We start from the raw sequence: 25,124 nt of genomic DNA on the forward strand, positions 1-25,124 counted from the left end.
TATAGATGTAGAAGGGGGGGAACCGTAATGTGGTTGTTAATGGTTATAGGCGTTGGATGTCTCTCCGGTTTTATTTTGTTCAGAAAGAATACTTTGACCACTTATCACGAGCCTATTCAAGGACCGGAGAAATTGTCCATCATCATTCCCGCAAGGAATGAAGAATATAATTTGCGTTATCTGCTCGATTCACTTCAGTCTCAGACCATTACACCCTATGAAATTATTGTTGTAGATGACTTCTCGGAGGATAGGACCAAAGAAATTGCTGAGAGCTATGGAGTTAAGGTTATTGCGAACAGCAGTCTCCCTGAGGGGTGGACGGGTAAGAGCTGGGCAGTATGGAATGGATATTTACAGGCCTCGGGCGATATTTTTGCTTTTTTGGATGCGGATATCCGATTAAAGCCTAAAGCCTTGGCTTCATTATTAAAAGCAAGGGAGCTATCGAAAGGCGTCATTTCGGTAGTTCCTTTTCATCATACAGAAAAGCTGTTTGAGAAGCTTGCCCTAATCATGAATATGCTGGGGATCTTCACGTTCACCTCAGTTTTTGAAAGGAATAACGCCAAAAAAGGGCTGTACGGCTCGTGTATTCTAGCATTAAGGCAGGATTATGAAAAAGTTAATGGCCATCAAAGCATTAGATCTGAAGTGCTGGATGATTTGTCTTTAGGAGAAAAATTTATTGCGGCAGGTGTTCCGATCACCAATTATATCGGGTATGGCTTAGTATCGTTTCGCATGTATCCGAAGGGAATCAAAAGTGAAATTGAAGGGTTCAGTAAAGGGGCTGTCTTAAGCACTTCAACGATAAGTCCGCGGACAATTATTCCAATCGCGCTTTGGGTGATCGGACTCATCATCTCAGAAACCGTGTTTATTTTTGCGAATACTTCATGGTTTATGCCTTTATTGATCGGTTATCTCCTTTATATGTTCCAGCTCTTTTATTTTATAAAATATGTAGGTGTATTTGGCATCGTTATTCCTGTATTTCACGTGGTGGCAACTGTTTTCTTTATCTTGATCATGCTGTATTCGATTTATCAGGTTGTTTTTCTGAGGCATGTAAGCTGGAAAGGAAGGCATATCCAGGTGGGAGGCCATAGGGACTAATGATCATATTGTGGGTCGCGGGTTTATTTTTGTCGGGATCTCTTATGTTTTCCTATTGGCTTGGTCTAGCGCGTAAAAAGAACCTGAAAGACATTGGCGACGGTAATCCGGGGGCTTTGAATCTATGGAAGTCGTCAGGCTATAAATTCGGCATTTTGGGGATTATATTGGATTTTTTAAAAGGGTATCTACCACTTCTATGGGTAATGGGAAGTCATTATAGTCAGGGGTATTTCATTATTCCGTTAGCCTTAGCTCCCATTGCGGGTCATGCCTTCTCTCCCTTTCTTAAAGGAAAAGGTGGGAAGGCAATTGCCGTAACCTTTGGGGTATGGAGTGCATTGACAGGATTCAAAGCTTCTTTAGCGCTAGCAGTCATTTTAGCAGTACTGAAAATGCTCAGCAGTTGGTTCAAAAGCAGAGGAAATTCACCTGTATCGGATGGTGTGCAAGTAGTTAGCGGAATGCTGCTTCTCTCCGTTTTTTTGTACATTAGTAATTGGTCTGCTCCTATCTTATGGGTATGGTTTGGAAGTTTTGTGATCCTTGTGTATACGCACAGGTTAGAATTGGCAGTGTGGGTAAGGAAGTATTCATCAAGGAAACGAAAAGGAACATAATATAGGCTTGGTATAAACGAGGGTGTCCCAGCAGCTATCGCATAGCTGTTGAGACACCCTTGTTTAGTGAAGCAGTAGCTTCGTCTTTTCTAATATTAGTGTTCTAGGATTGAGGATTTACGTTTTGACACAGCACGGATAATAAACGCAGAAGCTAAAAGAAGGATTGTGGCAGTGGCAAGGACAACAATAAAAGACTTATCAAAAGCTGATTGTGCGGCTTCAACGAGCGCGGATCCAGCAGCAGTAGGCATATTTTCTGCGGCTAGAAGAGCCTCGTCAAGGCTGTCGCGAACGATCGGCGGGACTGTTAGTTCATCAGGGAGAACTAATGATGCTGTATAGATGAATGACGAAAGACTGCCCAGAAGTGTAATACTTAGGGCGCTGCCGAGTTCGAACGATACTTCCTCTATAGATGCGGCCATGCCAGCTTTTTCGACGGGGACATTTAGCATGATTGAATTTGAGGCGGCAGTCATGGCTCCCCCAAGACCTGCACCTAGAATCATTAAGGCTACGAATTGTAACAATATGTTCCCGTCATGGAAGAGTAGAAGGGTGCCCATTCCTATACCTGACACTAACAGACAGACCCACTGTACTTTTACTTTGTCCACTCGATGCAACACTAGTCCGATGAGTATCCCGGAGATGAAAGACGCTATCGAAGTGAATACAACGTACAAGCCCGCCTCCAACGGCGTATATCCAAGAACAAGCTGGAGCCGTTGAGTCACGATCAATTCCATTCCAATAAGTGCGAAACAAGACAATAGAGCTGTAGCCACTCCTGTAGAAAAGTGGGAGTCTCTAAATAGTGCGAAATCTATTAATGGATTCTGGCTCTTACGTTGATGGCGCATAAATATGACCATAGCTACGACACCAATCACGGCAGATAACACAGCGATGGCAATTGAACCTTCACGTCTGCTGATCTCCTTAACTGCATAAACAAGGGCAACCAGACCAATCATAATTTGAACGGAACCAATGAAATCCCATTTTTTATTCTTATTCCCTTTAAGATTTGGGATTAGTAAGATGGCCAAGATCAGTGCAAGAATAACTATAGGAATATTGATGAGGAACACCGATCCCCACCAGAAATGTTCCAGTAAAAAACCACCAACGAGTGGACCCATTCCTGCTCCCACAGAGGAGACAGATGCCCAAATACCTACGGCTAGTGAACGCTCACGCTCATCCGAAAAGGTAGTTCGAATAATGGAGAGTGTTGCGGGCATCATCATGGCTGCACCAATAGCTAGTAGGGTACGCGCAGCAATAAGCACGAGAGGTGTCGGCGCGTAGGCAGCGATTAATGAAGCCAACCCAAAGATAGTAAGTCCCATAACGAAGAGTTTTTTATGCCCAAGACGATCACCTAGTGTGCCAAGACCGAGTAATAATCCTGCCATTACAAGTGGATAAATATTTACGATCCATAGTTTTTCCGATGCAGAAGCAGCAAGATCATGCGTAAGTCGTGGTAGAACCGAATAAAGTACGGTCATGTCGATGACGATCATAAAGAGTGCGCTGGACACAATCGCCAGCACGATCCAGCGTTGAAATTTAGATAGATTTGATGAAAACATAGGTAATCCTCCTAAGATGATAGTAGCTAATAACGTTACCTTGACAAGGTAATGGTGTTCCGTTATTGTACTTTGAGGTATAGGGTAACCCGATAGTCAAGAGGAGTGATTTGAATGTCTATTGATTATGATCAATACTTTACGACGAGCGAGTTCGCAAAGGTATGTGGGGTAACGAAGCATACGTTATTCCATTATGATGAAATTGGTATATTAAAACCGGAGATCGTGAAGGAAAACGGATATCGTTATTATTCCTATAAGCAGTTTTATACCTTCGATATTATTGCCGTACTAAAAGGGACAGGAACGCCGTTGAATGAGATCAAAGAATATATACAAGATCAAAACACATTGCATTTTTTATCCATGCTTAAGCAAAAACAGCTGCAGTTGGTTGATGAACAAAAAAAGTTAGAGCGCATGCAGAGGCTTTTACAAGGGGCTATAGATAATACGAATCGTGCGCTCCATGTTAATTGTGGAGAACCCTGGGTCGAGGAATGTGATGAAGAGTATTTTATTGCGGTTAGACTCTCGAAGGAGAAGGGTGAGAAGGATCATGTACGAAAAGTATATCGAATCTTCGATTATTGCGATGAACATCATCTTGAATATGACTTTCCGATAGGTTCGATTATTTGTAAAAGCAGTTTGGAAGAAGGCGACTATGACCCGGATTATTATTGTAATAAAATCAATGAAAAGCATAACGGTGAATTACTTTATATCAAGCCAAAGGGTAAATATTTGATCATGAATCACAAGGGATCTTATGAAACCTTACCTGCGTCCTATGAGAAGCTAAAGTCTTATATTGCTGAAAATGATTTACACATAACCGGAAACGCTTATGAGTATGAATTGCTTAGTTATTTAGCTGTAGGGGATCCGGATAAGTATGTTATTCAAATTGCGATCCAAACCTTTTGAGGTTTAGAGCATTGGATTGACTTTAAAATTGGCTTACAAACTGACACGCTTGGGATTCCAAGCGTTTTTTTATGGATACCTGATGGCTTGAGCATTAACCAGTTGCGACATTTTTATTGTCTATATTGATTGACAATGATAATCATTATTATTAATGTGGAAACAGGCGTGAATCCTTATGCTCAACTTACCGACGCCAATGCCTCTGAGCTGGTGCACTATGATTGAGTTTTGTTGGTGCTTATCCATAGAAGAGACTACTATTGAAATGAGGTATGCATTGTGAAGATAGACGTTAATCAGTTAGCAGAGCATTTTGCACACACTCCTTTTCAAGTAGAAGGAGTATATCGATATGCTGAAAATCCAGGTGTGCCTTACGCTGACTATACAGATTCTTTTCCTGGATTTGTGTTTCCACTTACAGGAAAGATTAAATTTAAATTTAATGGCACGCCTTATATCTTTTCGCCTGGAAAAGTTGTGCATGGGGGTGCAAAAATGAAACTAGATCAAAAAATGTTAGGTAGAACCAATTGGGAATATATTCTTGTTCAATATCGGATATGTAACTCAGAACTAAAAGAGTCAAGCTTTTCTCATCAGCATTTTGAATTATTAACAGGTCAATCTCCTCGTCTTATTGAATTAATTATGCGTCTTTGGCATGTGTATAATCAGCGTGGAGGCATTTCGATGTTTCAGACTGAAATGCTGTTTCGCGAAGTGCTGAATGAGGCCTTATTATGTGTTATTAATAGGGAAGATAGCTGTGAATCACATACTTTATTCGAGCGGGTATCTAATTATATTCATCAAAACTATTATCAAAGTCTTACAATAGCTTCGCTTGCAGAACAAAATAACGTTAATCGAAATCGACTTTCTTACGTATTTAGAACACATGCCGGTATGGGACCAGCAGAATATTTATTAAAATATCGTATAAATATAGCGCAAGAAATGCTATTTACAAGTGATGCGCCTGTACAACAAATTGCGCAAACCGTTGGAATGGCTGACCCCTTTTATTTTAGTAGAGTATTCAAAAAACAATGTGGCATTTCACCTACCGAATATCGAGAGAAGTTCATCAATAATCCATGGTAAATTCAACCTGCATCCATTCTTATCTAAAAAGTACTCTACTATAATAATGGTTAAGCAAAGAAACCATTATGTTGGAGGAATTTCGTATGAAAAAGATTAGAGGACTGCTAGTCGCAACACTATTATTAGCAGGTATACTAGCGGGTTGTACTGAAACACCTGCTGAAAATAAAGAATCAACTAAAGAAGGCGTATCTTCAACAGCAGTTAATGTAGATGCAGCTGATTGGCCAAGAACATTTAAGGATGCCTTAGGTAAAGAAATTGTTATCGAGAAAAAACCGGAAAAAATAGCCTCGCTATGGTATTTTTATCCTGAAATATTAGTTGCATTAGGTGAGCCACCTGTTGCATCTACAGAAAAAGATTATCTATCTTCTTTATCTTATTTAAAAGGAAAGCTGGATTCAGCTGAAGAACTAGGAGATAAAGTGTCTCCTAGCATTGAGAAAATTCTATCTATTAATCCTGATTATATTTTAGCAACAGAGCATCATGAAGCAGTGTATGATTCACTAGATAAAATTGCACCAGTCATTACATTAAAATACAAGGACATCTATGAAGATTGGCAATATGGACTCCGTACAGTAGCCATGATTATTGGCAAAGAAGACGAAGCGGAAAAAGTAATTGATAAAATGATGAAAGATATTACAACTGGGCGTGAAACATTAAAGACGATGGAAAGAGAGACAGTATCGCTTATATTGTCTTGGGATGGAAAAACTTTTAATGTTCTAGGTGAAGGGAATCCGGTCTATAAACTTGCTTTTGATAAAAAAAAGGGACTGGGGCTTACACCGGATGATACATATGCAGGTAATAATAATGAATTTACTTCGTTTGAAGGAATATCAACTGTTCAAGCAGACCATATTTTCCTTATAGGTGACATTACAAAAAAGGAGGAATTAATGAATAACTTAAAACAAAGTAATGTGTGGAATGCTATGAATGCCGTAAAGAAAGGCAATGTCTATTTAATGGATAATTCCGCTATTACTGGTGGACCATTAGCTATTGATTACGCTTTACAAAATATATTATCCGCCTTGCTTAAGCTCTAATAAGTTGAGGAAAATAAGGAGTGATTACTATCCATTATCAAGCTATTAATCTGAAAGATAAGTTATCTAAATTTAACGACCTTTGGTCTCCGAAAGTCATTGGTGAAATGAATGACTATCAATTTAAACTTATTAAGATCACTGGGGATTTTGAATGGCATGTTCATCAAGATACCGATAAGGTATTTTTCACGCTCGAAGGGGAGATGATCATTGATTTCCGTGATGGTCAGGTTAAAATCTCCAAGGGTGAGATGTTTATTCTCCCAAAGGGAGTCGAGATGAAGCCTTCTGCCGAAAAGGAATGCCATATCATGTTGGTGGAGCCTAGAAGCGTAGTAAACACTGGCGGTACTGAGTCCGAATTAACCGCAGCCAATGATACTTGGATCTAGTTAAGGCTTTCCTCCACTATTCCCTTAAGGTTTCTGCAAATTGACATAACACCAAATGGTGTTATAATAAAAATGAAACCAGAAGGTGTTACATTAAAATGAATTTTGGAGGAAATTTATGCAAACTCAAGGACCACTACAAGATATTCGTCAAACAATTACACTCAATGCGCCCATTGAAAAAGTATGGAAAGCTGTTTCCACTGCTGAAGGAATAGCTGCCTGGTGGATGCCAAGTACATTCGAGCCAGTGGTAGGTCATGAGTTCATTCTACATGCTGGACAATTCGGGGATTCCCCATGTAAAGTTACCGAGATTGATGAGCCGAACCGTGTTGGTTTTAATTGGGGGAAGGATTGGCATCTTGCCTTTGAATTGAAAGAAATTGATGGGAAGACGGAGTTCACCGTGATTCACTCTGGATGGGACCCTGAAAAGGTAACTGAATTTGGTCAACCGCATCCAATCGTTCGTGGCTTTATGAACGGCGGCTGGGAGAAAATCGTCCAAGAAAAACTTCCTGCTTATATCGAGGCTTAACATGCCTGTCGCTGAATCTGGACATGATGTATTTCAAGCGATAGCAGATCCTACCCGCCGCAGTCTGCTAAAGCTGCTTGCTAATAAGGAAATGTCCATAGCATCCATCTCGGACTGCTACCCGATCAGCCGAACCGCTGTTAATAAGCATTTACAAGTATTGTCCGATGCACAGCTTGTTAGCAGTCAGAAAGTCGGTCGGGAGACTAGGTACAAGCTTCAGCCAGAGCCTTTGCTAGAGCTTCAAGATTGGCTTACCTTTTTTGAACAATACTGGGCTAATAAATTATCTGCGCTTAAAGAATATGTTGAGGCAGATCATAATGATGAGTGAAAAACCGGGAGGCGTGAAATCGCGCTTCTTGGTTTTTTTGATGCATAGTACAAAAATATTTAAATGAAACAGATATAATGGATTCGTATATACATATGAACTGCTATTTGCTCATTTTGAGGCATTTGGGGCGAGTTGCGAACTAGAGAGACGTTAATCATCATTATCAGGGGCAATATTGTGTACTTGCAGTCCGATAAAGCTTCATGGAGTCCGTTAGCATTCCAGATGAACATAAGGACAAGGCAGAAGCATTTTTGAAAGAATAAACGGCGTAGCATTGAGCTACACCGTTATTTCTGCATTTACAGGATAGCTTTCAACGGAAAGCATATCTCATTTATAAACTCAGTTTAAACCTTCGTTTAAATTCAGTTTATAAAAGGGAGTTAGCATCACAATACAAACTAAAACGTTGGAGGAATTGTAATGGTTAATGAACGCAAAAAAATAATTGAGCCCAACCCTGGAGATTGGGCCGTCGAGGCGCGTGGACTGGTCAAAACATTTGGTGACAATCGCGCGGTGGATGGCGTGAATTTGAACGTGAAAGCAGGTACGATCTATGGCGTACTTGGTCCGAATGGGGCAGGAAAGACTACCGTCATTCGGATGCTGGCAACCTTACTTCGTCCCGATGCAGGTACTGGGCGTATCTTCGGGCATGATGTGGTGAAGGAGTCGCAGATTGTTAGGCAATTAATTGGTGTGACAGGACAATATGCCTCAGTCGATGAGTCATTAAGTGCTACAGAGAATCTTATTATCTTCTCTCGGCTATTAGGGCTTGGGCGCGCAGAGTCGCGGAAAAAAGCAACAGAATTACTGGAAGAGTTTGGTCTGACTGAGGCGGCTAAACGGCCTCTTCGAAATTTTTCTGGCGGTATGCGTCGCCGTCTGGATTTGGCAGCTAGCCTTATTGCACAACCACCTTTAATTTTCCTGGATGAACCGACTACAGGGCTTGATCCTCGCACTCGTTCACAGATGTGGGATACCATTCGTCGATTGGTGAATACGGGATCAACAGTTCTTTTAACGACGCAGTACCTTGAAGAAGCAGATCAACTTGCAGACCGGGTGGCAGTTATTGACCGTGGGCAAGTCGTCGCCGAGGGCACTGTGGATGAGCTGAAATCATCCGTGGGTACCACATCTTTACTATTGAAGGTCCGAGAGCTAAAGGATTTTAAACAAGCTCGTCAGCTTGTAGAACATGTTCTGCATGTCCAATCCAATGTGTCTTCGCTGGAGGAAGGGCAGATTTCTGCACCGATGGCGAACGCGGATTTAGTGACTGACCTACTTATAGCTCTTCGCGAAGCAGGCATTCCACTTGCAGAGGTGAGTGTGCAGAAACCAACACTTGATGAAGTATTCTTAACAATCACGGGTCAGGGTGTAACAGATAACGCTTCAAATGCGTCTGGGCAGTCAAACAAGAAGGAGGCAGTAAGAGTATGAGTACAAGAACTTCTGCAATAAACTCAGGAACTACAAGACAATTGAAAAACCATACGAGTCTCAGACAGAGTATACGAAATTCATTCACAATGGCGTATAGAGGTATACTAAAAATACGGCGAACACCTGAGCAATTATTCGATGTTACGCTTCAGCCTATTATTTTTACTCTGATGTTTACCTATATTTTTGGTGGAGCCATCTCTGGTGACATTGCTAGCTATTTGCCTGTTATCATTCCTGGTATTCTCGTTCAGACCGTAATTACTACTTCGATCGTTACTGGAGTTCAATTACGTGAGGATATGGATAAAGGTGTGTTTGACCGATTTAAATCACTGCCAATTGCAAGGATAGCTCCGTTAGCAGGTGCTCTATTAGCAGATACGATTCGGTATACGATAGCGACTGTGCTCACTTTCACCATGGGTTATATTATGGGATTACGGCCCGAGGGAGGGCTGGGGCATGTTGCTATAGCGGCACTTCTTGTTATTGTCTGTGCTTGGTCGATTAGCTGGATCTTTGCTTTCTTTGGTGTCATTGCAAGAACAGCCTCAAGTGTACAAGGGATCTCGATGATTGTGCTGTTCCCGCTTACGTTTCTGTCTAACGCATTCGTACCCGTAGATACAATGCCTAGCTGGCTTCAATGGTTTGTTAAAGTCAATCCGATCTCACATTTGGTGACCGCGGTGCGGGAGCTTACTAACAATGGTACCGTAGGCTGGGATTTCGTAATCTCTCTGATCGGAGCAGCTGTCATCGTTGCAATTTTTGCACCAATTACAGTTCGTGCTTATATGCGCCGGACATAATATGAAATGAAAAAACGGCAGAAATGCCGTTTTTTTGTATTAGCCGCAAAAAAGCTTCTTTTTTAATTATCGCTTCTAAAGAACGTATGAATTAAATTGGATACTGATCTATCATACAATGTTTTAGCAGCTTCCTCATTTTGAATATGTCCCCCCAAATGCAGATGAATGACGCCATGCAACGATGCCCACACCAGATTCACAACAAGGAGGGGATCTTTCTCCTCAATAAACCCTTGTTCGATGGCTTCTGTAATAAGGGCTATTACTTGTTGAAGTGCCGTGAAGATAGCATGTAAACTTTCTTCCTCCGGTTTGAACTCGCTAAAAGCCCCTCCAAACATAACCATATAATAGCTGGTGTGATTACGTGAGAAATCCCAATAAGCTTGTCCAAGATCGCGAAGATATAAATTTAGATTGTCTTGTTTTGGAACCGCTTGAAAGGCAGCGGCCAACAATTTACACCCTTGCAGAAAAAGCTCCTTCGCTAAACCTTCCTTGTTTCCAAACAAGTTATAAATGATTTTTGTGGGACATTCCATTTTTTCAGCAACCTTGCGAATGGTTACACCTTCAGGTCCAGATTCATGCATAATGGCCGCAGCGGCTTCGATAATATTCAGTCTTAATATTTCTGCATGCTGTAGTTTTGCTTTTGGGTAGGTTGTAACGGATTGAGCATCTATAGAAGATATTTTGGACGATTTTTGCATGTAGTTTCACTTCCTTAGAACTTTACTTTAGCTTTTTTAAATAACCATCATTTCTAAACCTTATTTTACTGATGTAGAGGAGAAATAGCCAATATTTAAATGTAGAACTTTATTTGACAACGTAACCTCACTCAGATACAATGATTCATATTGAAACACTGTTTCAAGACGGTCATTAAAGGGAGAGATGATAGCAATGATTACAATTCAAAATAAATGGACATTGATTACAGGGGCTTCTTCGGGGATAGGTGAAGCGTTTGCTCATGATCTTGCAGCTAAAGGAAGTCACTTAATTTTAGTCGCCCGTTCCGAAGATAAATTGATTGCTTTAGCGGAAAAATTACAAAAAAAACATCGTATTCAAGCGGAGGTTCTAGTTGCTGATTTATCTCAAGAAGGTTCCCCTGATAGGCTCTATCAACAATGTGTGGAACGTGGTTTGAACGTTGATATTCTGATTAATAATGCAGGTTTTGCTACGTATGGGCTTTTTGAACAACTGTCTGGTTCGAGACAACATGAAGAGGTGATGCTAAATGTTCTGGCGGTTGTAGATCTGACCCATTTATTTTTGCCAGGTATGTTAAAAAGAAAAAGTGGTGTGATTATAAACGTTGCTTCAACAGCAGCATTTCAACCTCTTCCCAATATGGCTGTATATGGAGCGACAAAAGCTTTTGTATTATCATTTACACAAGCGCTATGGGAGGAAAATAGAAAACGGGGCGTACAATTTCTTGCGTTATGTCCGGGGTCTACGGAAACAGAATTTTTTAATGTTGTGGGAGCTGATGAAGCTTCTGTAGGGAAGCGAGATACTCCAGAAAATGTGGTTCAAGTGGCTCTTCGGTCGCTTCAGGCAAAAAAAATATTTGTTGTCCCAGGATTTTCAAACTATATTTCCGCTCAAATGTCACGTTTTTTCACACGTAAACAAATGCTTTATTTTGTAGGACGTATGCTCCGTACGCGACATTAATAGGTCAACTTTTTGCTTCGATGAAGTAAAATAAAGAGCCGTTATCTATGGATTACTCCATGATAGCGGCTTTTTTCAAAAGTTAAATACCTAACTCCGAATTTTAACCCTACTTCTTCATGTCCTTCGATGGTACTATGATATAAAAATAGAATGATGCATATAGAAAGGACGACAGTATGAGAAACTATCTAATTTTGGGGGCAAGTAAAGGTTTGGGAGATGCATTTGTGAAAGGTTTACCTGAGTATGGTGATCGAGTGTGGATCGTCTCCAGAAGCAGACCGGGCAGTCTGGATCTTAATGATGGCATACAGCGGGTATGGATTGCAGTAGATCTATCGCAGCCAGATGCCGCACAAGTCTTATCAAAGGGAATTCAAACGGAGAAGATTGATGTTCTAGTTTATAACGTAGGTATTTGGGAGAAAGAAGGTTTTGAGGATCACTATACTTTTGACAAGGATGAGACGAGTGACATTGCCAACATTATTAATGTGAATATAACTTCAACAATTACCTGCATACAGGCTGTACTGCCTAATCTTCGCCAATCGGAAGCAGGAAAAATTATTCTAATTGGCTCCACAGCAGGACTGGATCATACCAATAACGCCCAGGTATCATTTGTAGCTTCCAAGTTCGGTCTGCGTGGCATTACGCATGCATTACGTGAGCATGTTCGTAAGGATGGCATTGCAGTAACTTGTGTAAATCCGGGTGAGCTGGCAGCAGAAATTCCTTATGAGGATGGCGCAGAAAAAGCGATTGCAGAATATAGCGGCACAAGAATTCCTGTTCAGGACATTGTCTCCATTGTGAAATGTATCGTTAACCTCTCTAGCGCTTCCTGTGTCAAAGAAATTCATATTCCAGCAATGGCGGATTTGAATACATAATAAATCTCATTTATCCGTTAAGATTTCATTAAGATTCAATACGAAGATAAACCATATAATTGGATTATAGAAAGGTTATCAAAAAAAGTGCTACATAAGCGTGCCAACTAGCACGACGTATTATTAGGTAGTAGTAAAGAAGTGAATATATAAGGCTGTCTACCAGTAGAATCTTACTAGTAAACGGCCTATTTCTGTTGGGATTTAATAGAGAGTCGAGTGGATTTTTTTAAAAGAAGACTTATAAATTCCCAACTTTTTTTGGACATATATTGGGCTAACGAGAATATAACTATACAATAAAACACTTGTTGAAGAAGAGGAAAATACATTAACGGTTAGGAGAAATGAACGATGGAATTCGAACTAGGCAGCATTTTGAAACTAGTGAAACGTAGGCTGCTGTTCATCATTGTATTATGTATTGTTGCGGTCGGAATTGCTAGCTTCGTTAGCTACTATGTCTTGAAACCGAAATACGAGGCGACGGCTTCTATTCTTATTCAAGGGGATAGGCAACAGAAAGCAATCAATGACATTATGGCTGGGCAAAAACTAGTAACCACTTACGGAGAAATTATCCGAAGCAGTAGAATCGCTGAAGAGGTCGTTAGAAGACTGCAATTAAACATGACCCCTGAAAAACTATTAGAAAAAGTGAAGACAAGAACAAGTAGCGAGTCACTCGTGACGACGGTAATTGTATCGGATTCTAATGCTAAGCGGGCAACGAATATCGCGAATGGCTTTGGTGAGGCCTTTAATGAGAACATCCAAGCGATTATGGGGGTAGAGAATGTTGTGCTTCTTGACCGAGCCAAGGTTCCTTTCGAGGCGATCTCACCCAAGCCAGTATTCAATATGGTCGTTGCTTTCGGACTTGCATTGATTGCTGGGATCGCATTTTCCATTCTACGGGAATTGGCGGAGAAACCTGTGAAAAGCGCCAAGAATATTCAGTTGGATTTGCAGCTTCCTCTTCTGGGAACGGTGGGAAAATTGAAGCCGCGGAAACGGCGGGAGAAGACGAAATCCAATTCAGTAGAAGGAGCCAGCAGACATGAAGAAGAAAACTCCAAGATTGTATTGCCTGGAACAACCGAAATCATCTAATGGTGACCAATTCCGAACGATACGATCTAATATTCGTTATACCCGAGTTGGTGGAGAAATTCAATCTTTATTAGTTACAAGCTCACTTCCGAATGAAGGTAAATCAACAGTGGCGATGAACTTGGCCATAGCGATGGCAGAAACGGGAAGAACTGTGCTGCTGATCGATGGGGATTTGCGTACACCAACGGTGCATAAGGCATTCGATCTACCCAATTGGATCGGATTAAGTAGTATCCTAGTGGATCAAACCCGTGTGGATGATTGTATTTTCCCTATTGAGGGATCAGAAGGACTTTCTGTAATGACATCGGGTCCGATCTCCCCAAATCCAGCTGACTTACTAGGATCAACAGGAATGAAAAGGTTATTTGCAGAGCTTAGTGAGAGATTTGATACGATTGTCATCGATTCTTCTTCGGTGTTAATGCCTTTTTCGGATGCCCTTATCTTGGCAAAGATGACCGAAGGGGTACTGTTAGTCGTAAAATCCGGGAAAGTGCTCTTAAAGCATACCAACTCTGCAAAACAGATCCTTGAGCAGCAAGGAGCACATATTTTGGGAGCGGTTTTGAATTATCGAAAAAGTAGCAAACGTTACAAGATTCGCGGTGAAGATTTTGCCGATTGGGCCTCAACTTCAGGGTTGGTCTAACGCATTATGACACTTGCTTCTCTTCGTTATTTATTCGGAAATATCACATACGCTGGCGCTCAATTCGTGATTGTAATTTTGCTTAATAAATTTGGCTCATCCGAAATCGTTGGGCAATATTCGTTAGGGCTTGCGGTGACTGCTCCCATCTTCATGCTGTCGCATCTGCATCTGCGTTCGGTCTTGATCGTTGATACATCTGGAAAATATTTTTTTGGAGATTTTTTTGGCCTTCGTCTCGTGACAACCGCAGTTGCATTCACGGTTACAGCAGGTTGTTGCATCCTTAGTGGTGCTGATTGGAATACAGCTTTAGTCATATTTTTCATAGGATTGTATAGAATTGTTGAGTCGGTCAGCGATATTTTATTGGGTATCGTTCAGAAGCAGGAAAGGCTAGATCAAATCTCTTTCTCGAGAGCTGCTAAAGGATTGTTCTCCATACTTGTCTTCGCCCTCGTATTTATCCCTACTCAGAGTCTCATTCTAGCGTTATTAGTCATGATTATCGGATGGTTAGCAATAACCATTGGATATGATGCTCGCAAAGCGAGAATGCATACGTCGCTCAGGCCACTTTTTAACAAAAGACGATTATGGGGCTTGCTGCTCGTAAGCTCACCCCTTGGCGTGGTGCTGGCGTTGATGTCACTAAATACAAATATCCCACTATACGCGATTTCATATTTTAAAGGAGAACATGACTTAGGCATATACGCTACGCTCTCATACATGATCGTTGCCTGCAATGTTGTTGTGACTGCACTCGGTGAAGCGATAACACCACGTCTTGCCCGTTGGCACGCTAGCGGACGACATAAGGAGTTCATCTCTTTACTCAGTCGAATGATTGCAATGGGTATAGGAATTAGTGCGATCGCTTGTTTGATCGGGTGGATCTTTGGTCATCAGCTACTAACTCTTCTATTCAGTCCAGATGTGGCTGCTGAGATAGGTTTATTTCATTGGTTGCTCGTTTCTACCCTATTGGTATTTGTAACGTCTTACCTGTGGTATGCCATAACGGCTACCGGGAAGTACAAAGCGCAGATTCCCTTGTTTCTGTGTTCTGTGATCACTAATGGGCTTTCTTGTCTAATATTCGTGCCTATTTTCGGGGTGATAGGTGCTGCGGTGGGGGCTAGCTTGGCCTTATTCGTTCAGATGATAGGCAGTGTGATCGTACTTTTCTTGGTAATCCGTCAGGCAAGGAAACAGGTACAACGGGAATTGGCCGCATAGAGGCAATTTCTCATAGGAAAGTAGGGGCTTGTATGACATCTGTACTCGTTGTAGGGAAACCCTACACCATGCGTAATTTATTTCTGTTTGCGGTTATGGGTTACATCATCTGCCTTCCGGCTCAAATTGATTTCGGTGGCGCATTTCGAATCGCACCCTCTGACCTTTTCTTAATGCTTGGTTTGTTTGCAGCAGGTTTACACCTCAAATTGGACCCGAGGCAGTTCAGTTCATGGCATTGGGGGATGTTGTTTATTTTCGTCCTCGCTTCATTTGTATCCATATGGCGCAATGGATTCATTACGCAATACGCTCTATTGCAAAAAGATTTTGGGTTTATACTCCTACTGCTGACTTACATCATGCTTGTTCAGGCTGTAGACAGCTGGGATCGGTTATATAAAATGCTACGAGCTTTTTTGATCAGTGTGCTGATCTTCAATGGCGTCGCTTTGTTCGATTTTTTTAGTGGAGTGAAGGTTCCGTTTATGGTGCAAGACGGTCGCCTCTCCGGGATGCTAATTGATCCGAATGCATACGGCGGATTACTAGTTACGGCTTTTGCCATTCATATCATGACGAGTGGAGACGGGGTGAAGCTGCTTAGGGGATGGGTGAGTACGCTAGCGACGATCACCTTAGCCGGGGGCATAATAATGACTTTTTCGCGTTCGTCATGGATAGGATTGTTCCTTGTCCTGCTTACATTACTGCTGACTAATCCTTCTCGACTTCTCAAGATCGGTATGGGGTTTAGCGTCGCGTTTGGAGCATTGCTGTTGTATAAAGGTACAGCTTATCTGGATGTGCTTGGGAATATGGCCAGCAGACCCTCGCAGATTCAATCGCGGCTTGACATCATTGGGAAGGCTGTGGAGTGGATCGCTCAAAGTCCATTATTAGGGATTGGACTCGGTAGCTATAACTATGAACTGCGGATTATTATCCATAATACTCCGATCTGGTTTATGACAGAATTTGGCTTGTTGGGCTTGATTGTGTATGGCGGATTCATGATCTGGTTCTTCATCGTTGGGATCCGTTCTTATCGCGCGGCAGATAGGGTGAACAGACCGATCATTATGGCATTATTGCTGTCTCACGCAGCGATGATTGGACTTTCGATGGGTATTGAAGCCTTATTCCAGCGGTATTGGTGGTTCATGATGGCTATGAACGCAGCTTGCATCCGATTAACGAATACGGGATGGAAAGGAGTGAAGCGATATCGAACCAAGGGCATTGAAAGGTCAACCGGTCGTAACCTACGACAACAAAAAGAACAAGCGCAATAACAAGAGGTGCGGGAGCATACCTGCTGAAGACTGTGGGCCGGTAAGAGTTGCTTTCGTAGCCTCCATTTTTGGGCATTTTGAGAGTTTCCATCTACCTTACATGGCGTTATTGCAGCAAAAAGGTTGTGAAGTGCATGCTTACGCGCAGCCCGGGGAAGCGAGATTGGGATTAGAAGAGAAGGGGATCGTGTGCCATGATGTGCCCATTCAGCGTAGCCCTTTACAGATGCAGAACTGGGCAGCGCTAGGGATATTAACGGAAAGCTTCAAGGAGGAGGGGTTCCAGTTCATCCATGTACATACGCCAGTCGCTTCGATTCTTGGACGGATTGCGGCCCATAAAGCAGGTGTACCTTGCACATTGTATACAGCGCATGGTTTTCATTTTTTCAAGGGAGCTCCTTTTCTGAACTGGATACTTTATTATCCGCTCGAGAGGTTAATGGCCCGCTGGACAGATGTCTTAATCACCATAAATAGAGAGGATTATGAACGCGCCCAGAAATTTTCTATACGGAAAAAGGTGACTTATGTGAGTGGTGTAGGACTTGATCTCCAGGTTTACGGGAGTGAACAGGATCATCCTGAAACTGCGTCGGAGAAGGCAGATAGGCGACGCCAACTGTTTGATCTGCCGAAGAGTGAGCATGATGAACCTCCCTTCGTCATCCTATGCGTTGCTGAATTAAACGCCAACAAGAACCAGAAGCAGTTGATCGAAGCGCTGGGTCAGTTGGGGTCTCAAGCAGGCAACATCCATCTGGCTTTTGCGGGTACAGGACCGTTCGAGCAGACTCTATTGGAACTTGCTAATCGGCTGGGTGTCAGCGATCGGGTGCATATGCTTGGGTACCGTAGAGATATTCCGGATCTACTCAGAGCATGTGATGTTGCTGCACTTGTGTCTTATCGCGAGGGGCTACCTCGGGCGATTATGGAGGCGATGGCAGTAGGAAAACCCGTTATAGGTACGCATATTCGGGGGATTCATGATTTGATCGAACATGAGTCAACAGGCATGTTGGTTCCTGTTGGTGATATTACCGCTACCGCTAAGGCTTTTACTCAATTACGTGATGATCCAGCATTAACAACGGCAATGGGAGAAGCAAACAAGGAGAGGATCATTCGTTACGGGTTGCCTGCGGTGCTCCGTGAAATGGACTCGATCTATATAGAAGCGCTAAACAAGGAGGAAAGAAAGCGGGTTCCGTCTGAAATGCATGCCAGCCTATCGGGGGATTGAATATTCACTCTCACTTAAAAGGCGAGTAAATGAATTTTTAGTTAATTAGGGAGAAAGAAGTGATGAAAATGCGGATCGTCCGTTTGGTCATGTTGGATGCAGGGATTATTGCGGCTTCAGTGTGGCTTGTGTTTTTACTTCGGTTTGATTTTCAAATCCCTGAGATGTACGTGTGGATGCTTCCGTGGGCAATATTGATTCACATTGCGGTGTATGCGGCCTTCTCATTTGGATTCAAAGTGTATAACAATATCTGGCGATACACCGGAATGAGAGAGTTACTGCAGCTTCTAAAAGTGAGTGTATTAACCCTCGTGGGAGTGATTGCTGTCAACCTATCCACCCATGCAGTAATTCCTTCCTATCGACTTCCGATTTCTATCTATTTTGCAGCGGGTTATGTGTTTCTGGGCATAGTTGGGTTACGAATGGTTAAACGTCTTCTAAATGATGGATTTGAGACAACGGGTGTGAAGGATGCCTTCGAAGGTAATCTTCTAATCGTTGGGGCTGGTAAAGCAGGAATCCTCGTTACGAAAGATATCAAGCATTCAAGGTTCAAATTTATGCATCCGGTCGCTTTCATTGATGATGATGCATCCAAACAAAAGCTGGAAGTAATGGGGTTGCCGATTGTGGGTAACCGAAATTTCATTCCCGAGGCCGTGAAACAGCTGGACATTGCATTCATTATTATTGCCCTCCCGACAGCGCCACATAACGACTTAATGGAGATTATCGAGATCTGCAAATCAACAAAAGCACAGATTAAGCTAATGCCTAGTATGACAGAAATTTTGGACGGGAAAATGGCAGTCAATCGAATCCGTGAAGTGTCCGTAAATGACTTGCTGGGTAGAACTCCTGTTGAGATTAATACTGAAGAGATTCGTGAGAATTTAGGGAGTGAGTGTATTCTCATCACGGGTGCAGGAGGCTCCATTGGCTCAGAACTGTGCCGTCAGCTAGCTGCGTATCGTCCGAAGGAAATGTTGCTGCTTGGTCATGGTGAGAACAGCATTTACCTGATTGAACAAGAGCTACGCCAGTTATATCCCGATCAGAAGATTCAACCTATCATAGCTGATATTCAGGATGTGTCGCGGATCGATAGTGTTTTTCAGAATTTCCGACCTACGATTGTGTATCACGCCGCTGCGCATAAACATGTGCCCCTTATGGAGATGAATCCGGTGGAGGCGGTAAAGAACAACGTGATCGGAACAAGGAATGTAGCGGAAGCGAGTGCCAAATATGGTGCTAAGCGGTTCATTCTGATCTCTTCGGACAAAGCGGTTAATCCAACAAGTGTCATGGGAGCTACAAAGCGAGCGGCAGAAATGATTATTAATGATCAGAATTCATCTAGCAAGACGGTTTTTGCTGCTGTCCGTTTCGGTAATGTTCTCGGTAGTCGGGGAAGTGTTATTCCGTTATTCAAAAGACAGATCGAGAGTGGTGGCCCGGTTACGGTTACCCATATGGATATGGTGCGGTATTTCATGACGATCCCTGAAGCAGTGCAATTGGTTATCCAGGCGAGCGTACTGGCACAAGGTGGCGAGGTGTTCGTGCTTGATATGGGTAAGCCGGTTCGGATATACGATCTAGCAAGAGATTTAATACGTCTGTCGGGCTTAGAACCCGATAAAGATATCCCTATCGTGGTCACGGGCATTCGTCCCGGAGAGAAATTATTTGAGGAACTCCTGACAGAAGAGGAGGGATTGATGGTCACCAATAACTATCGCATCATGATCAGTCGGCCTCAAAGTGTTTCCAGATCCGAATTGAATTTGGTCCTTGGTGTTCTGGAGAATTTGTGCAAACGGTACGAATTTGTGCCAAGCAGTTATCAGATTAAGAAATTATTAAAGCAGCTTATTCCAAGTTATTCGGGCTTTCAGGAAGAACCACAGGTGGCCACTCATGAGCTTGAACGGATCAAATCCGAAGTTCATGCGGGGATCTAAGTGATGAAGTCGTTTATGAGTAGATGGAACAAGAAATTGCGTTTGCGTGACAAGAGTGACAAGGAATTCACAAGAAAGCAAATAGTCATGCGGCGAATTGGAAGATTCGCCCTGATTAGTTTTCTGATTGTGATTGTAATTGGTGGCATTTGGATTAGAGGGGTGTTAAATGCTGAGCAGCGATTTCAAAAGGCTGTCCTTAATCCATTGACGATACCTAACTCTAAAATTTCTGCAGTGCCTGTGGGGAAGACGCAGTCGGATGGGACTACGAAAAGTCCAGCAAATTCGGACGGCGTGGTTTTACCATCGACAGAACCAGCAGCATCGCCAGGTGCAGCCGATAAAAAAACTTCAGCCTTTAATGTTGTATTAATTGGAACAGATACGTGGGGTGGGGAAATCTCACGTGCAGACACGATCATGGTTGTGCATGTAATGCCGGAACAGCGGAAGGTGAACATCGTCTCTGTACCGCGCGATACAAGGGTGTATGTACAAAATGTTGGATACACCAAAATTAATCATGCTCATATTGTTGGTGAGTCCAAAGGTGGGAATGAGCAAGGAACATTGACGCTCATTCAAGCGGTGAGCGACTTTATGAATATTCCCATTCATCATTACATCAAGACGAACTTCTCTGGAGTTCGTGATTTCATCGATTCAATCGGTGGGATCGACATGGTAATCGATCAGGATGTCACAATAACCCCAGAGATTACCATCAAAAAAGGCGAACAGCATTTGGATGGTGTGCATGCTCTCTACCTTGCTAGGGCGCGTTACTCTACTCCGAACGGTGACTTTAGTCGTCAAGAGGAGCAATTCAATATCGTTAGAGCTGTGGCTAATAAGCTGTTGAGCCCTGAGCATCTTCCGGATCTGGCGGGATTATTACTTCATGAAAAGAAAGACATTATCGATACAAGCTTCAGTGACAGTGATTTGCTCAGCTTAGCTTGGTTATTCAAGGGGATTACTTCCGAGGACTTTCAATACGAACAGATTCCAGGTAACAACAGTTTTGGTTCTGATCCGCTAGTCAGAACTAAGGTGTACTACTGGAGTGCTGATTTAAAACAGGTGAACTCACTGAAGGAACGTCTTTTTACGGATTAAGAGAAAGGCGGGAGGAGTACTAACATGTATCGCCATATGAAACGAGGCTTCGATCTTGTGGGAGCGATCGTTATGTTATGTATATTTAGTCCAGTCATGGCTGTGGTGGCGTTGTTGATTCGAATGAAGCTTGGAAGCCCAATCTTGTTCAAGCAGCAACGACCAGGACGGGGAGAGAAACCCTTCTTTATCTACAAATTTCGGACCATGGCTGAACTGTATGACACGCAGGGTCAGCCGTTACCAGATGAGCGACGATATATCAAATTTGGCGGAATCATCCGGAAGCTGAGTCTGGATGAACTACCACAATTGGTGAATGTTGTGAAGGGAGAAATGAGTCTGATTGGTCCAAGACCCTTACTCATGCGTTATAGCCCATATTATTCCGAACAGGAGAGGCTGCGTTTCTCAGTAAGACCAGGAATTACGGGATTAGCACAGGTGTCAGGACGTAATACTTCGTCGTGGAAAGACCGACTTTCGTATGATGTCACCTATGTCGAGAATTTAAGTTTCAGACTTGATGCGCTGATATTATGCAAGACTGTCTTGAAGGTGATTCGCCAAGATGATGTTGTAGCCAATCCAGGTCGGCATAGCCTGCCTCTGGATGAGTATAGGCTGAATAAAAAGGAGGGCCAGGCATGAGTGTGCAGTTTAGACCGCTGCATGAAGACGATATACATCATGCATGCCGGCTCTTGAAGAGCAATTTACCGGAGCATGTGTACAATCAAACGATATTTGCTTGTACGGGTTATCCAGCATATCTACAAGCGGCTTGTAAGTGTGGAGGTCATTCGGCCACATTGTTGATTGGAGCCTATATTGGAGAAGTGCTCATTGGATTCGCGGAATGGCGAAGAATGGAACAAATATTGGTTCTGAATAATTTAAATGTGGATGCGGCGTTTCGCAAGGACGGTATTGGCGGAATGCTCATGGCGTACGGAGAGAAATTAGCCAAGAAGGACGATATTAAGAAGTTGGTACTGGATGTGTTCTCATGGAATGAACAGGCGCATGCTTGGTACCTTCGCCTTGGCTTTGTAGAAGAAGGACGTACTTATTGGTATGTGAGGGATCTGGATCGTTCATTAACGGCTAGCGCAGATGTTATTTCTTCTGGAGCGGATATAGATGATGAAGAAGTGAATTACATTATTGATGATTACCCAATGGCAGAGGCGCATCATCTAAAATACGGATTTTCTTCATTTAGGATTAGAACGAAGCAGAAGACTTCAGTTGTGGGTCGGCTCGGCGAGCAGTATTTTCGCATCCAACTGCAAAGTGATGAGTGGGACGGTGGATATCCACTAACCGATGTGTTACTCGACCTTGACCGGGAGAGAAAGCTGTTATTGCTTTCATCCGATGCATTCTTACGTGAGAGAGACCCAGCGCTAAGCTTAAGCACTGAAAGTATACGTATGATCAAGATATTGGATTAGCAGCGAATGCATCCGAAGTAAGTTTTGTCGAAGTACCTCAAGGAAGCGTACGCTAACATAACTTTTAGGAGGTGACGTATGAGTGATTTCATTGTGCTTAATAGCTCGCATTCTGAAGAATGGGATGCTTATTTGAATCAGATGGATAGTAAGGATATCTATTTTTCTGCAGATTTTTTTCGGCTGTTTGAGGATGATGATCATCAACAGGCAGAGCTGTTTGTTTTTAAGCAGGGTGAGAAGCTCATCATTTATCCTTACTTACTTCGCTCCATTAGCCATCTTCCCGCAGTCATCCAGCTGGGACTTGAAGGAGAATGGTATGACATCAGTACACCTTATGGATACGGGGGGCCAATATCTAATGTGCCTATAGGAGCGGAACGAACGGAATTGTACCGACAATTCAGTGATGCGTTTACAGATTACTGCAGAGAGAAAAAGATCATGACCGAGTTTGTAAGATTCCATCCTTTCATAGGCAATGCCGCTGAATACCAAAAAGGGCTTACTACGGAGCTCAATCGGAATACAGTATACATGGATTTGACAGTTGGCTCAGAGTCAGTGCTAATCCAGAACTATGGCAGCAATCATAAAAGAAATATCCGTAAATTAAAGTCAGCTCCATTCACCATTCGAAAGTCGGATCTTAAGGATCGGATCGAGCCTTTCATCGAGTTATATTACGGGACGTTAAATGATTTACAAGCAGATCCCTTTTATTATTTCCCTCGAAAATTTATAGAAGATACAAGCCTTATGCCAGAAGGACGGGTAGCGCTGTTTGAGGCGATGGATGGGGAGAGGAGTGTAGGGGCAAGTATTGTACTCCTTGATCGACCATGGATGCATTATCATTTATGCGGTTGGGATCGAGCTTATCTGCAGTGGTCACCCACCAAATTTCTCATCCACGCAGCAGCCGTGTGGGGGATGGAGAATGGATACGACAAATTCCATCTCGGTGGGGGATATAAGGGGAATGACGAGTTGTTTCAGTTCAAGCTAAGATTCGCTACTCAACTAGAACCACTAGACTATTACTTAGGTAAGCGAATATTTTTCCCCGAGGTGTATGAACGAATGATTGCACTCTGTGACACTGGGGTTGCGGGAAATTATTTTCCGCTCTACCGGCATCCATCTCTGTTGAATCAAAATATCATGGACCACGCTCTGAAGTAAGACAATAAGATATGTATTCCATTTGGATTAAAGCATCCAAATGGAGAAAGGAGCAAGGCATGAGTATTCGTCAACCACGCATTCTTCCACGAATCTTGTTATCCCCACCGCATGTAAGTGGACGTGAACAGGCTTATTTGGAGGATGCAATTCACTCTGGCTGGATCGCTCCCATCGGACCACAAGTCGATGCTTTCGAGCGGGAGATGGCCGACTATACAGGTTCAAAGGGTGCACTTGCATTAAGCTCTGGAACAGCGGCAATTCATCTCGCACTACGTCTAGCTGGCGTTTCTCAAGGAGATTACGTGATTTGTTCGACGCTCACGTTCGTAGCTAGTGCCAATCCTATTTTATATTTGGGGGCTACACCTGTATTCGTAGACTCAGAACCAGAGACATGGAATATGTGTCCACTAGCCTTTCAGCGGGCCTGCCTGGATTTGAATGATAGAGGGATACTGCCTAAAGCAGCTGTTGTTGTCAATTTGTACGGGCAGAGCGCAGACATGGAACCAATTGTAGAAATCGCGAATCGTTACGGTATTGTTTTAATAGAAGATGCAGCGGAATCCCTCGGTGCCTTTTATCACGGAAAGGCTAGCGGTACTTGGGGCCGCTTCGGAATCTATTCTTTCAACGGGAATAAAATTATTACAACCTCAGGTGGAGGTATGCTTGTATCGGATGATACCGATGCATTAGATCAAGCCCGTTTCTGGTCTACCCAAGCACGTGACACTGCTCCACACTATCAGCATTCCGAAATGGGTTATAACTACCGGCTAAGTAACCTGTTGGCAGCCATAGGACGAGGGCAACTGGAGCTACTTGAGGAAAAGGTCGAACGACGTAGATATATTTCTCAAGTGTACTCAGATCGATTGGGATCCATTCCGGGTCTTCATTTCATGCCGGAAGCGCCAAATTGTCGCAGTACACGCTGGTTAAGTGCGCTAACGATTGATGAAGAAATCGCAGGCTTCTCCGCTAATCAACTCTTAAAGTGCCTGGAATTCAACAATATAGAAGCTAGACCTGTATGGAAACCTCTACATTTGCAACCTCTGTTCGAGAACGCCTTCTATTATCCATACATGGAGGGACATAGTGTATCTGATCAATTGTTCACAAAAGGTGTATGTCTACCTTCCGGTAGCTCTTTATCGGATGATGATCTGGTACGCGTAATGGATGCGATAGAGTCTTGTATTCAGAACCACTGAAA

The 25,124-nt window shown here is 42.8% G+C and carries 25 protein-coding genes; 23 read left to right on the top strand and 2 right to left on the bottom strand.

The genetic code is table 11. The annotated features are described in order from the left end of the window. The first annotated feature begins 27 nt into the window (after positions 1-27). Positions 28-1,119 (top strand): glycosyltransferase family 2 protein, encoded by a 1,092-nt coding sequence (locus PAENI_RS25175; RefSeq protein ID WP_149647110.1) that lies wholly within the window; start codon positions 28-30, stop codon positions 1,117-1,119. Next, complete coding sequence (locus tag PAENI_RS25180; RefSeq protein ID WP_149647111.1) at positions 1,119-1,739, top strand: glycerol-3-phosphate acyltransferase; 621 nt, start codon at positions 1,119-1,121, stop codon at positions 1,737-1,739. Before PAENI_RS25175 ends, PAENI_RS25180 begins: the two co-directional genes overlap by 1 nt. Before the next feature lie 95 nt (positions 1,740-1,834). On the opposite strand, the gene PAENI_RS25185 is transcribed toward PAENI_RS25180, so the two are convergent. Then, positions 1,835-3,343, bottom strand: a complete 1,509-nt coding sequence (locus tag PAENI_RS25185) for an MFS transporter (RefSeq protein ID WP_149647112.1) — start codon at positions 3,341-3,343, stop codon at positions 1,835-1,837. A 114-nt stretch (positions 3,344-3,457) separates the two neighbouring features. On the opposite strand from PAENI_RS25185, the gene PAENI_RS25190 reads away from it, so the two are divergent. From PAENI_RS25190 to PAENI_RS25225, 8 genes are all read left to right on the top strand, one after another. Beyond that, entirely contained in the window at positions 3,458-4,276 is an 819-nt protein-coding gene (locus PAENI_RS25190; RefSeq protein ID WP_076286719.1) for a MerR family transcriptional regulator, read from the top strand. A 282-nt stretch (positions 4,277-4,558) separates the two neighbouring features. Then, entirely contained in the window at positions 4,559-5,386 is an 828-nt protein-coding gene (locus PAENI_RS25195; protein WP_076286720.1) for an AraC family transcriptional regulator, read from the top strand. Between the two features lie 86 nt (positions 5,387-5,472). After that, on the top strand, positions 5,473-6,456 hold the full coding sequence (locus tag PAENI_RS25200; RefSeq protein ID WP_149647113.1) for an iron-siderophore ABC transporter substrate-binding protein: 984 nt from the start codon (positions 5,473-5,475) through the stop codon (positions 6,454-6,456). Between the two features lie 29 nt (positions 6,457-6,485). Next, positions 6,486-6,851: a cupin domain-containing protein gene (locus PAENI_RS25205; protein WP_076286748.1), complete on the top strand. Its 366-nt coding sequence runs from the start codon at positions 6,486-6,488 to the stop codon at positions 6,849-6,851. Positions 6,852-6,969: 118 nt separating this feature from the next. Beyond that, entirely contained in the window at positions 6,970-7,392 is a 423-nt protein-coding gene (locus tag PAENI_RS25210) for an SRPBCC family protein (protein WP_042128610.1), read from the top strand. A gap of 1 nt (position 7,393) precedes the next feature. After that, entirely contained in the window at positions 7,394-7,726 is a 333-nt protein-coding gene (locus PAENI_RS25215) for an ArsR/SmtB family transcription factor (protein ID WP_149647114.1), read from the top strand. A gap of 429 nt (positions 7,727-8,155) precedes the next feature. Further along, positions 8,156-9,190, top strand: coding sequence for an ATP-binding cassette domain-containing protein (locus tag PAENI_RS25220; protein WP_149647115.1), 1,035 nt, complete (start codon positions 8,156-8,158; stop codon positions 9,188-9,190). Further along, positions 9,187-10,008, top strand: coding sequence for an ABC transporter permease (locus tag PAENI_RS25225; RefSeq protein ID WP_076286724.1), 822 nt, complete (start codon positions 9,187-9,189; stop codon positions 10,006-10,008). Before PAENI_RS25220 ends, PAENI_RS25225 begins: the two co-directional genes overlap by 4 nt. 62 nt (positions 10,009-10,070) lie before the next feature. Here PAENI_RS25225 and PAENI_RS25230 read toward each other — a convergent pair whose 3' ends face one another. Further along, positions 10,071-10,724, bottom strand: coding sequence for a TetR/AcrR family transcriptional regulator (locus PAENI_RS25230; RefSeq protein ID WP_076286725.1), 654 nt, complete (start codon positions 10,722-10,724; stop codon positions 10,071-10,073). Between the two features lie 196 nt (positions 10,725-10,920). Here PAENI_RS25230 and PAENI_RS25235 point away from each other — a divergent pair, with 196 nt between their 5' ends. From PAENI_RS25235 to PAENI_RS25295, 13 genes are all read left to right on the top strand, one after another. Beyond that, positions 10,921-11,706: an SDR family NAD(P)-dependent oxidoreductase gene (locus tag PAENI_RS25235; RefSeq protein ID WP_149647116.1), complete on the top strand. Its 786-nt coding sequence runs from the start codon at positions 10,921-10,923 to the stop codon at positions 11,704-11,706. Positions 11,707-11,885: 179 nt separating this feature from the next. Next, positions 11,886-12,605, top strand: a complete 720-nt coding sequence (locus PAENI_RS25240; protein ID WP_149647117.1) for an SDR family NAD(P)-dependent oxidoreductase — start codon at positions 11,886-11,888, stop codon at positions 12,603-12,605. Positions 12,606-12,959: 354 nt separating this feature from the next. Then, on the top strand, positions 12,960-13,718 hold the full coding sequence (locus tag PAENI_RS25245; RefSeq protein WP_149647118.1) for a YveK family protein: 759 nt from the start codon (positions 12,960-12,962) through the stop codon (positions 13,716-13,718). Further along, entirely contained in the window at positions 13,666-14,373 is a 708-nt protein-coding gene (locus tag PAENI_RS25250; RefSeq protein ID WP_149647119.1) for a CpsD/CapB family tyrosine-protein kinase, read from the top strand. Before PAENI_RS25245 ends, PAENI_RS25250 begins: the two co-directional genes overlap by 53 nt. Positions 14,374-14,379: 6 nt before the next feature. Then, positions 14,380-15,615, top strand: a complete 1,236-nt coding sequence (locus PAENI_RS25255; RefSeq protein ID WP_149647120.1) for an oligosaccharide flippase family protein — start codon at positions 14,380-14,382, stop codon at positions 15,613-15,615. A gap of 32 nt (positions 15,616-15,647) precedes the next feature. Beyond that, positions 15,648-16,910, top strand: coding sequence for an O-antigen ligase family protein (locus PAENI_RS25260; RefSeq protein ID WP_149647121.1), 1,263 nt, complete (start codon positions 15,648-15,650; stop codon positions 16,908-16,910). After that, positions 16,858-18,156 (top strand): glycosyltransferase family 4 protein, encoded by a 1,299-nt coding sequence (locus PAENI_RS25265; protein WP_149647122.1) that lies wholly within the window; start codon positions 16,858-16,860, stop codon positions 18,154-18,156. Before PAENI_RS25260 ends, PAENI_RS25265 begins: the two co-directional genes overlap by 53 nt. A 62-nt stretch (positions 18,157-18,218) precedes the next feature. Beyond that, positions 18,219-20,129 (top strand): polysaccharide biosynthesis protein, encoded by a 1,911-nt coding sequence (locus PAENI_RS25270; protein ID WP_149647123.1) that lies wholly within the window; start codon positions 18,219-18,221, stop codon positions 20,127-20,129. 15 nt (positions 20,130-20,144) lie between these two features. Continuing rightward, positions 20,145-21,251, top strand: a complete 1,107-nt coding sequence (locus tag PAENI_RS25275; protein WP_223178998.1) for an LCP family protein — start codon at positions 20,145-20,147, stop codon at positions 21,249-21,251. A gap of 24 nt (positions 21,252-21,275) precedes the next feature. Next, positions 21,276-21,902: a sugar transferase gene (locus PAENI_RS25280; protein WP_143759584.1), complete on the top strand. Its 627-nt coding sequence runs from the start codon at positions 21,276-21,278 to the stop codon at positions 21,900-21,902. Then, positions 21,899-22,708, top strand: a complete 810-nt coding sequence (locus tag PAENI_RS25285; protein ID WP_149647125.1) for a GNAT family N-acetyltransferase — start codon at positions 21,899-21,901, stop codon at positions 22,706-22,708. The genes PAENI_RS25280 and PAENI_RS25285 overlap by 4 nt, the downstream gene beginning before the upstream one ends. A gap of 78 nt (positions 22,709-22,786) precedes the next feature. Further along, positions 22,787-23,896 carry a GNAT family N-acetyltransferase gene (locus PAENI_RS25290; RefSeq protein WP_149647126.1) on the top strand — a complete coding sequence of 370 codons (1,110 nt, stop codon included), beginning with the start codon at positions 22,787-22,789 and terminating at the stop codon, positions 23,894-23,896. A 59-nt stretch (positions 23,897-23,955) separates the two neighbouring features. Then, positions 23,956-25,122 carry a DegT/DnrJ/EryC1/StrS family aminotransferase gene (locus tag PAENI_RS25295; protein ID WP_149647127.1) on the top strand — a complete coding sequence of 389 codons (1,167 nt, stop codon included), beginning with the start codon at positions 23,956-23,958 and terminating at the stop codon, positions 25,120-25,122. Positions 25,123-25,124 lie beyond the last annotated feature (2 nt).

The organism is Paenibacillus sp. B2(2019) (assembly GCF_008370385.1).
GTDB lineage: Bacteria > Bacillota > Bacilli > Paenibacillales > Paenibacillaceae > Paenibacillus_AQ.

Excerpts from the sequence above, each read along its gene's own strand:
- PAENI_RS25175 (WP_149647110.1), top strand. The coding sequence starts at position 28 with ATGTGGTTGTTAATGGTTATAGGCGTTGGATGTCTCTCCGGTTTTATT.
- PAENI_RS25180 (WP_149647111.1), top strand. The coding sequence starts at position 1,119 with ATGATCATATTGTGGGTCGCGGGTTTATTTTTGTCGGGATCTCTTATG.
- PAENI_RS25185 (WP_149647112.1), bottom strand. The coding sequence starts at position 3,343 with ATGTTTTCATCAAATCTATCTAAATTTCAACGCTGGATCGTGCTGGCG.
- PAENI_RS25190 (WP_076286719.1), top strand. The coding sequence starts at position 3,458 with ATGTCTATTGATTATGATCAATACTTTACGACGAGCGAGTTCGCAAAG.
- PAENI_RS25200 (WP_149647113.1), top strand. The coding sequence starts at position 5,473 with ATGAAAAAGATTAGAGGACTGCTAGTCGCAACACTATTATTAGCAGGT.
- PAENI_RS25210 (WP_042128610.1), top strand. The coding sequence starts at position 6,970 with ATGCAAACTCAAGGACCACTACAAGATATTCGTCAAACAATTACACTC.
- PAENI_RS25215 (WP_149647114.1), top strand. The coding sequence starts at position 7,394 with ATGCCTGTCGCTGAATCTGGACATGATGTATTTCAAGCGATAGCAGAT.
- PAENI_RS25220 (WP_149647115.1), top strand. The coding sequence starts at position 8,156 with ATGGTTAATGAACGCAAAAAAATAATTGAGCCCAACCCTGGAGATTGG.
- PAENI_RS25225 (WP_076286724.1), top strand. The coding sequence starts at position 9,187 with ATGAGTACAAGAACTTCTGCAATAAACTCAGGAACTACAAGACAATTG.
- PAENI_RS25230 (WP_076286725.1), bottom strand. The coding sequence starts at position 10,724 with ATGCAAAAATCGTCCAAAATATCTTCTATAGATGCTCAATCCGTTACA.
- PAENI_RS25235 (WP_149647116.1), top strand. The coding sequence starts at position 10,921 with ATGATTACAATTCAAAATAAATGGACATTGATTACAGGGGCTTCTTCG.
- PAENI_RS25240 (WP_149647117.1), top strand. The coding sequence starts at position 11,886 with ATGAGAAACTATCTAATTTTGGGGGCAAGTAAAGGTTTGGGAGATGCA.
- PAENI_RS25245 (WP_149647118.1), top strand. The coding sequence starts at position 12,960 with ATGGAATTCGAACTAGGCAGCATTTTGAAACTAGTGAAACGTAGGCTG.
- PAENI_RS25250 (WP_149647119.1), top strand. The coding sequence starts at position 13,666 with ATGAAGAAGAAAACTCCAAGATTGTATTGCCTGGAACAACCGAAATCA.
- PAENI_RS25255 (WP_149647120.1), top strand. The coding sequence starts at position 14,380 with ATGACACTTGCTTCTCTTCGTTATTTATTCGGAAATATCACATACGCT.
- PAENI_RS25260 (WP_149647121.1), top strand. The coding sequence starts at position 15,648 with ATGACATCTGTACTCGTTGTAGGGAAACCCTACACCATGCGTAATTTA.
- PAENI_RS25270 (WP_149647123.1), top strand. The coding sequence starts at position 18,219 with ATGAAAATGCGGATCGTCCGTTTGGTCATGTTGGATGCAGGGATTATT.
- PAENI_RS25275 (WP_223178998.1), top strand. The coding sequence starts at position 20,145 with ATGAGTAGATGGAACAAGAAATTGCGTTTGCGTGACAAGAGTGACAAG.
- PAENI_RS25280 (WP_143759584.1), top strand. The coding sequence starts at position 21,276 with ATGTATCGCCATATGAAACGAGGCTTCGATCTTGTGGGAGCGATCGTT.
- PAENI_RS25285 (WP_149647125.1), top strand. The coding sequence starts at position 21,899 with ATGAGTGTGCAGTTTAGACCGCTGCATGAAGACGATATACATCATGCA.
- PAENI_RS25290 (WP_149647126.1), top strand. The coding sequence starts at position 22,787 with ATGAGTGATTTCATTGTGCTTAATAGCTCGCATTCTGAAGAATGGGAT.
- PAENI_RS25295 (WP_149647127.1), top strand. The coding sequence starts at position 23,956 with ATGAGTATTCGTCAACCACGCATTCTTCCACGAATCTTGTTATCCCCA.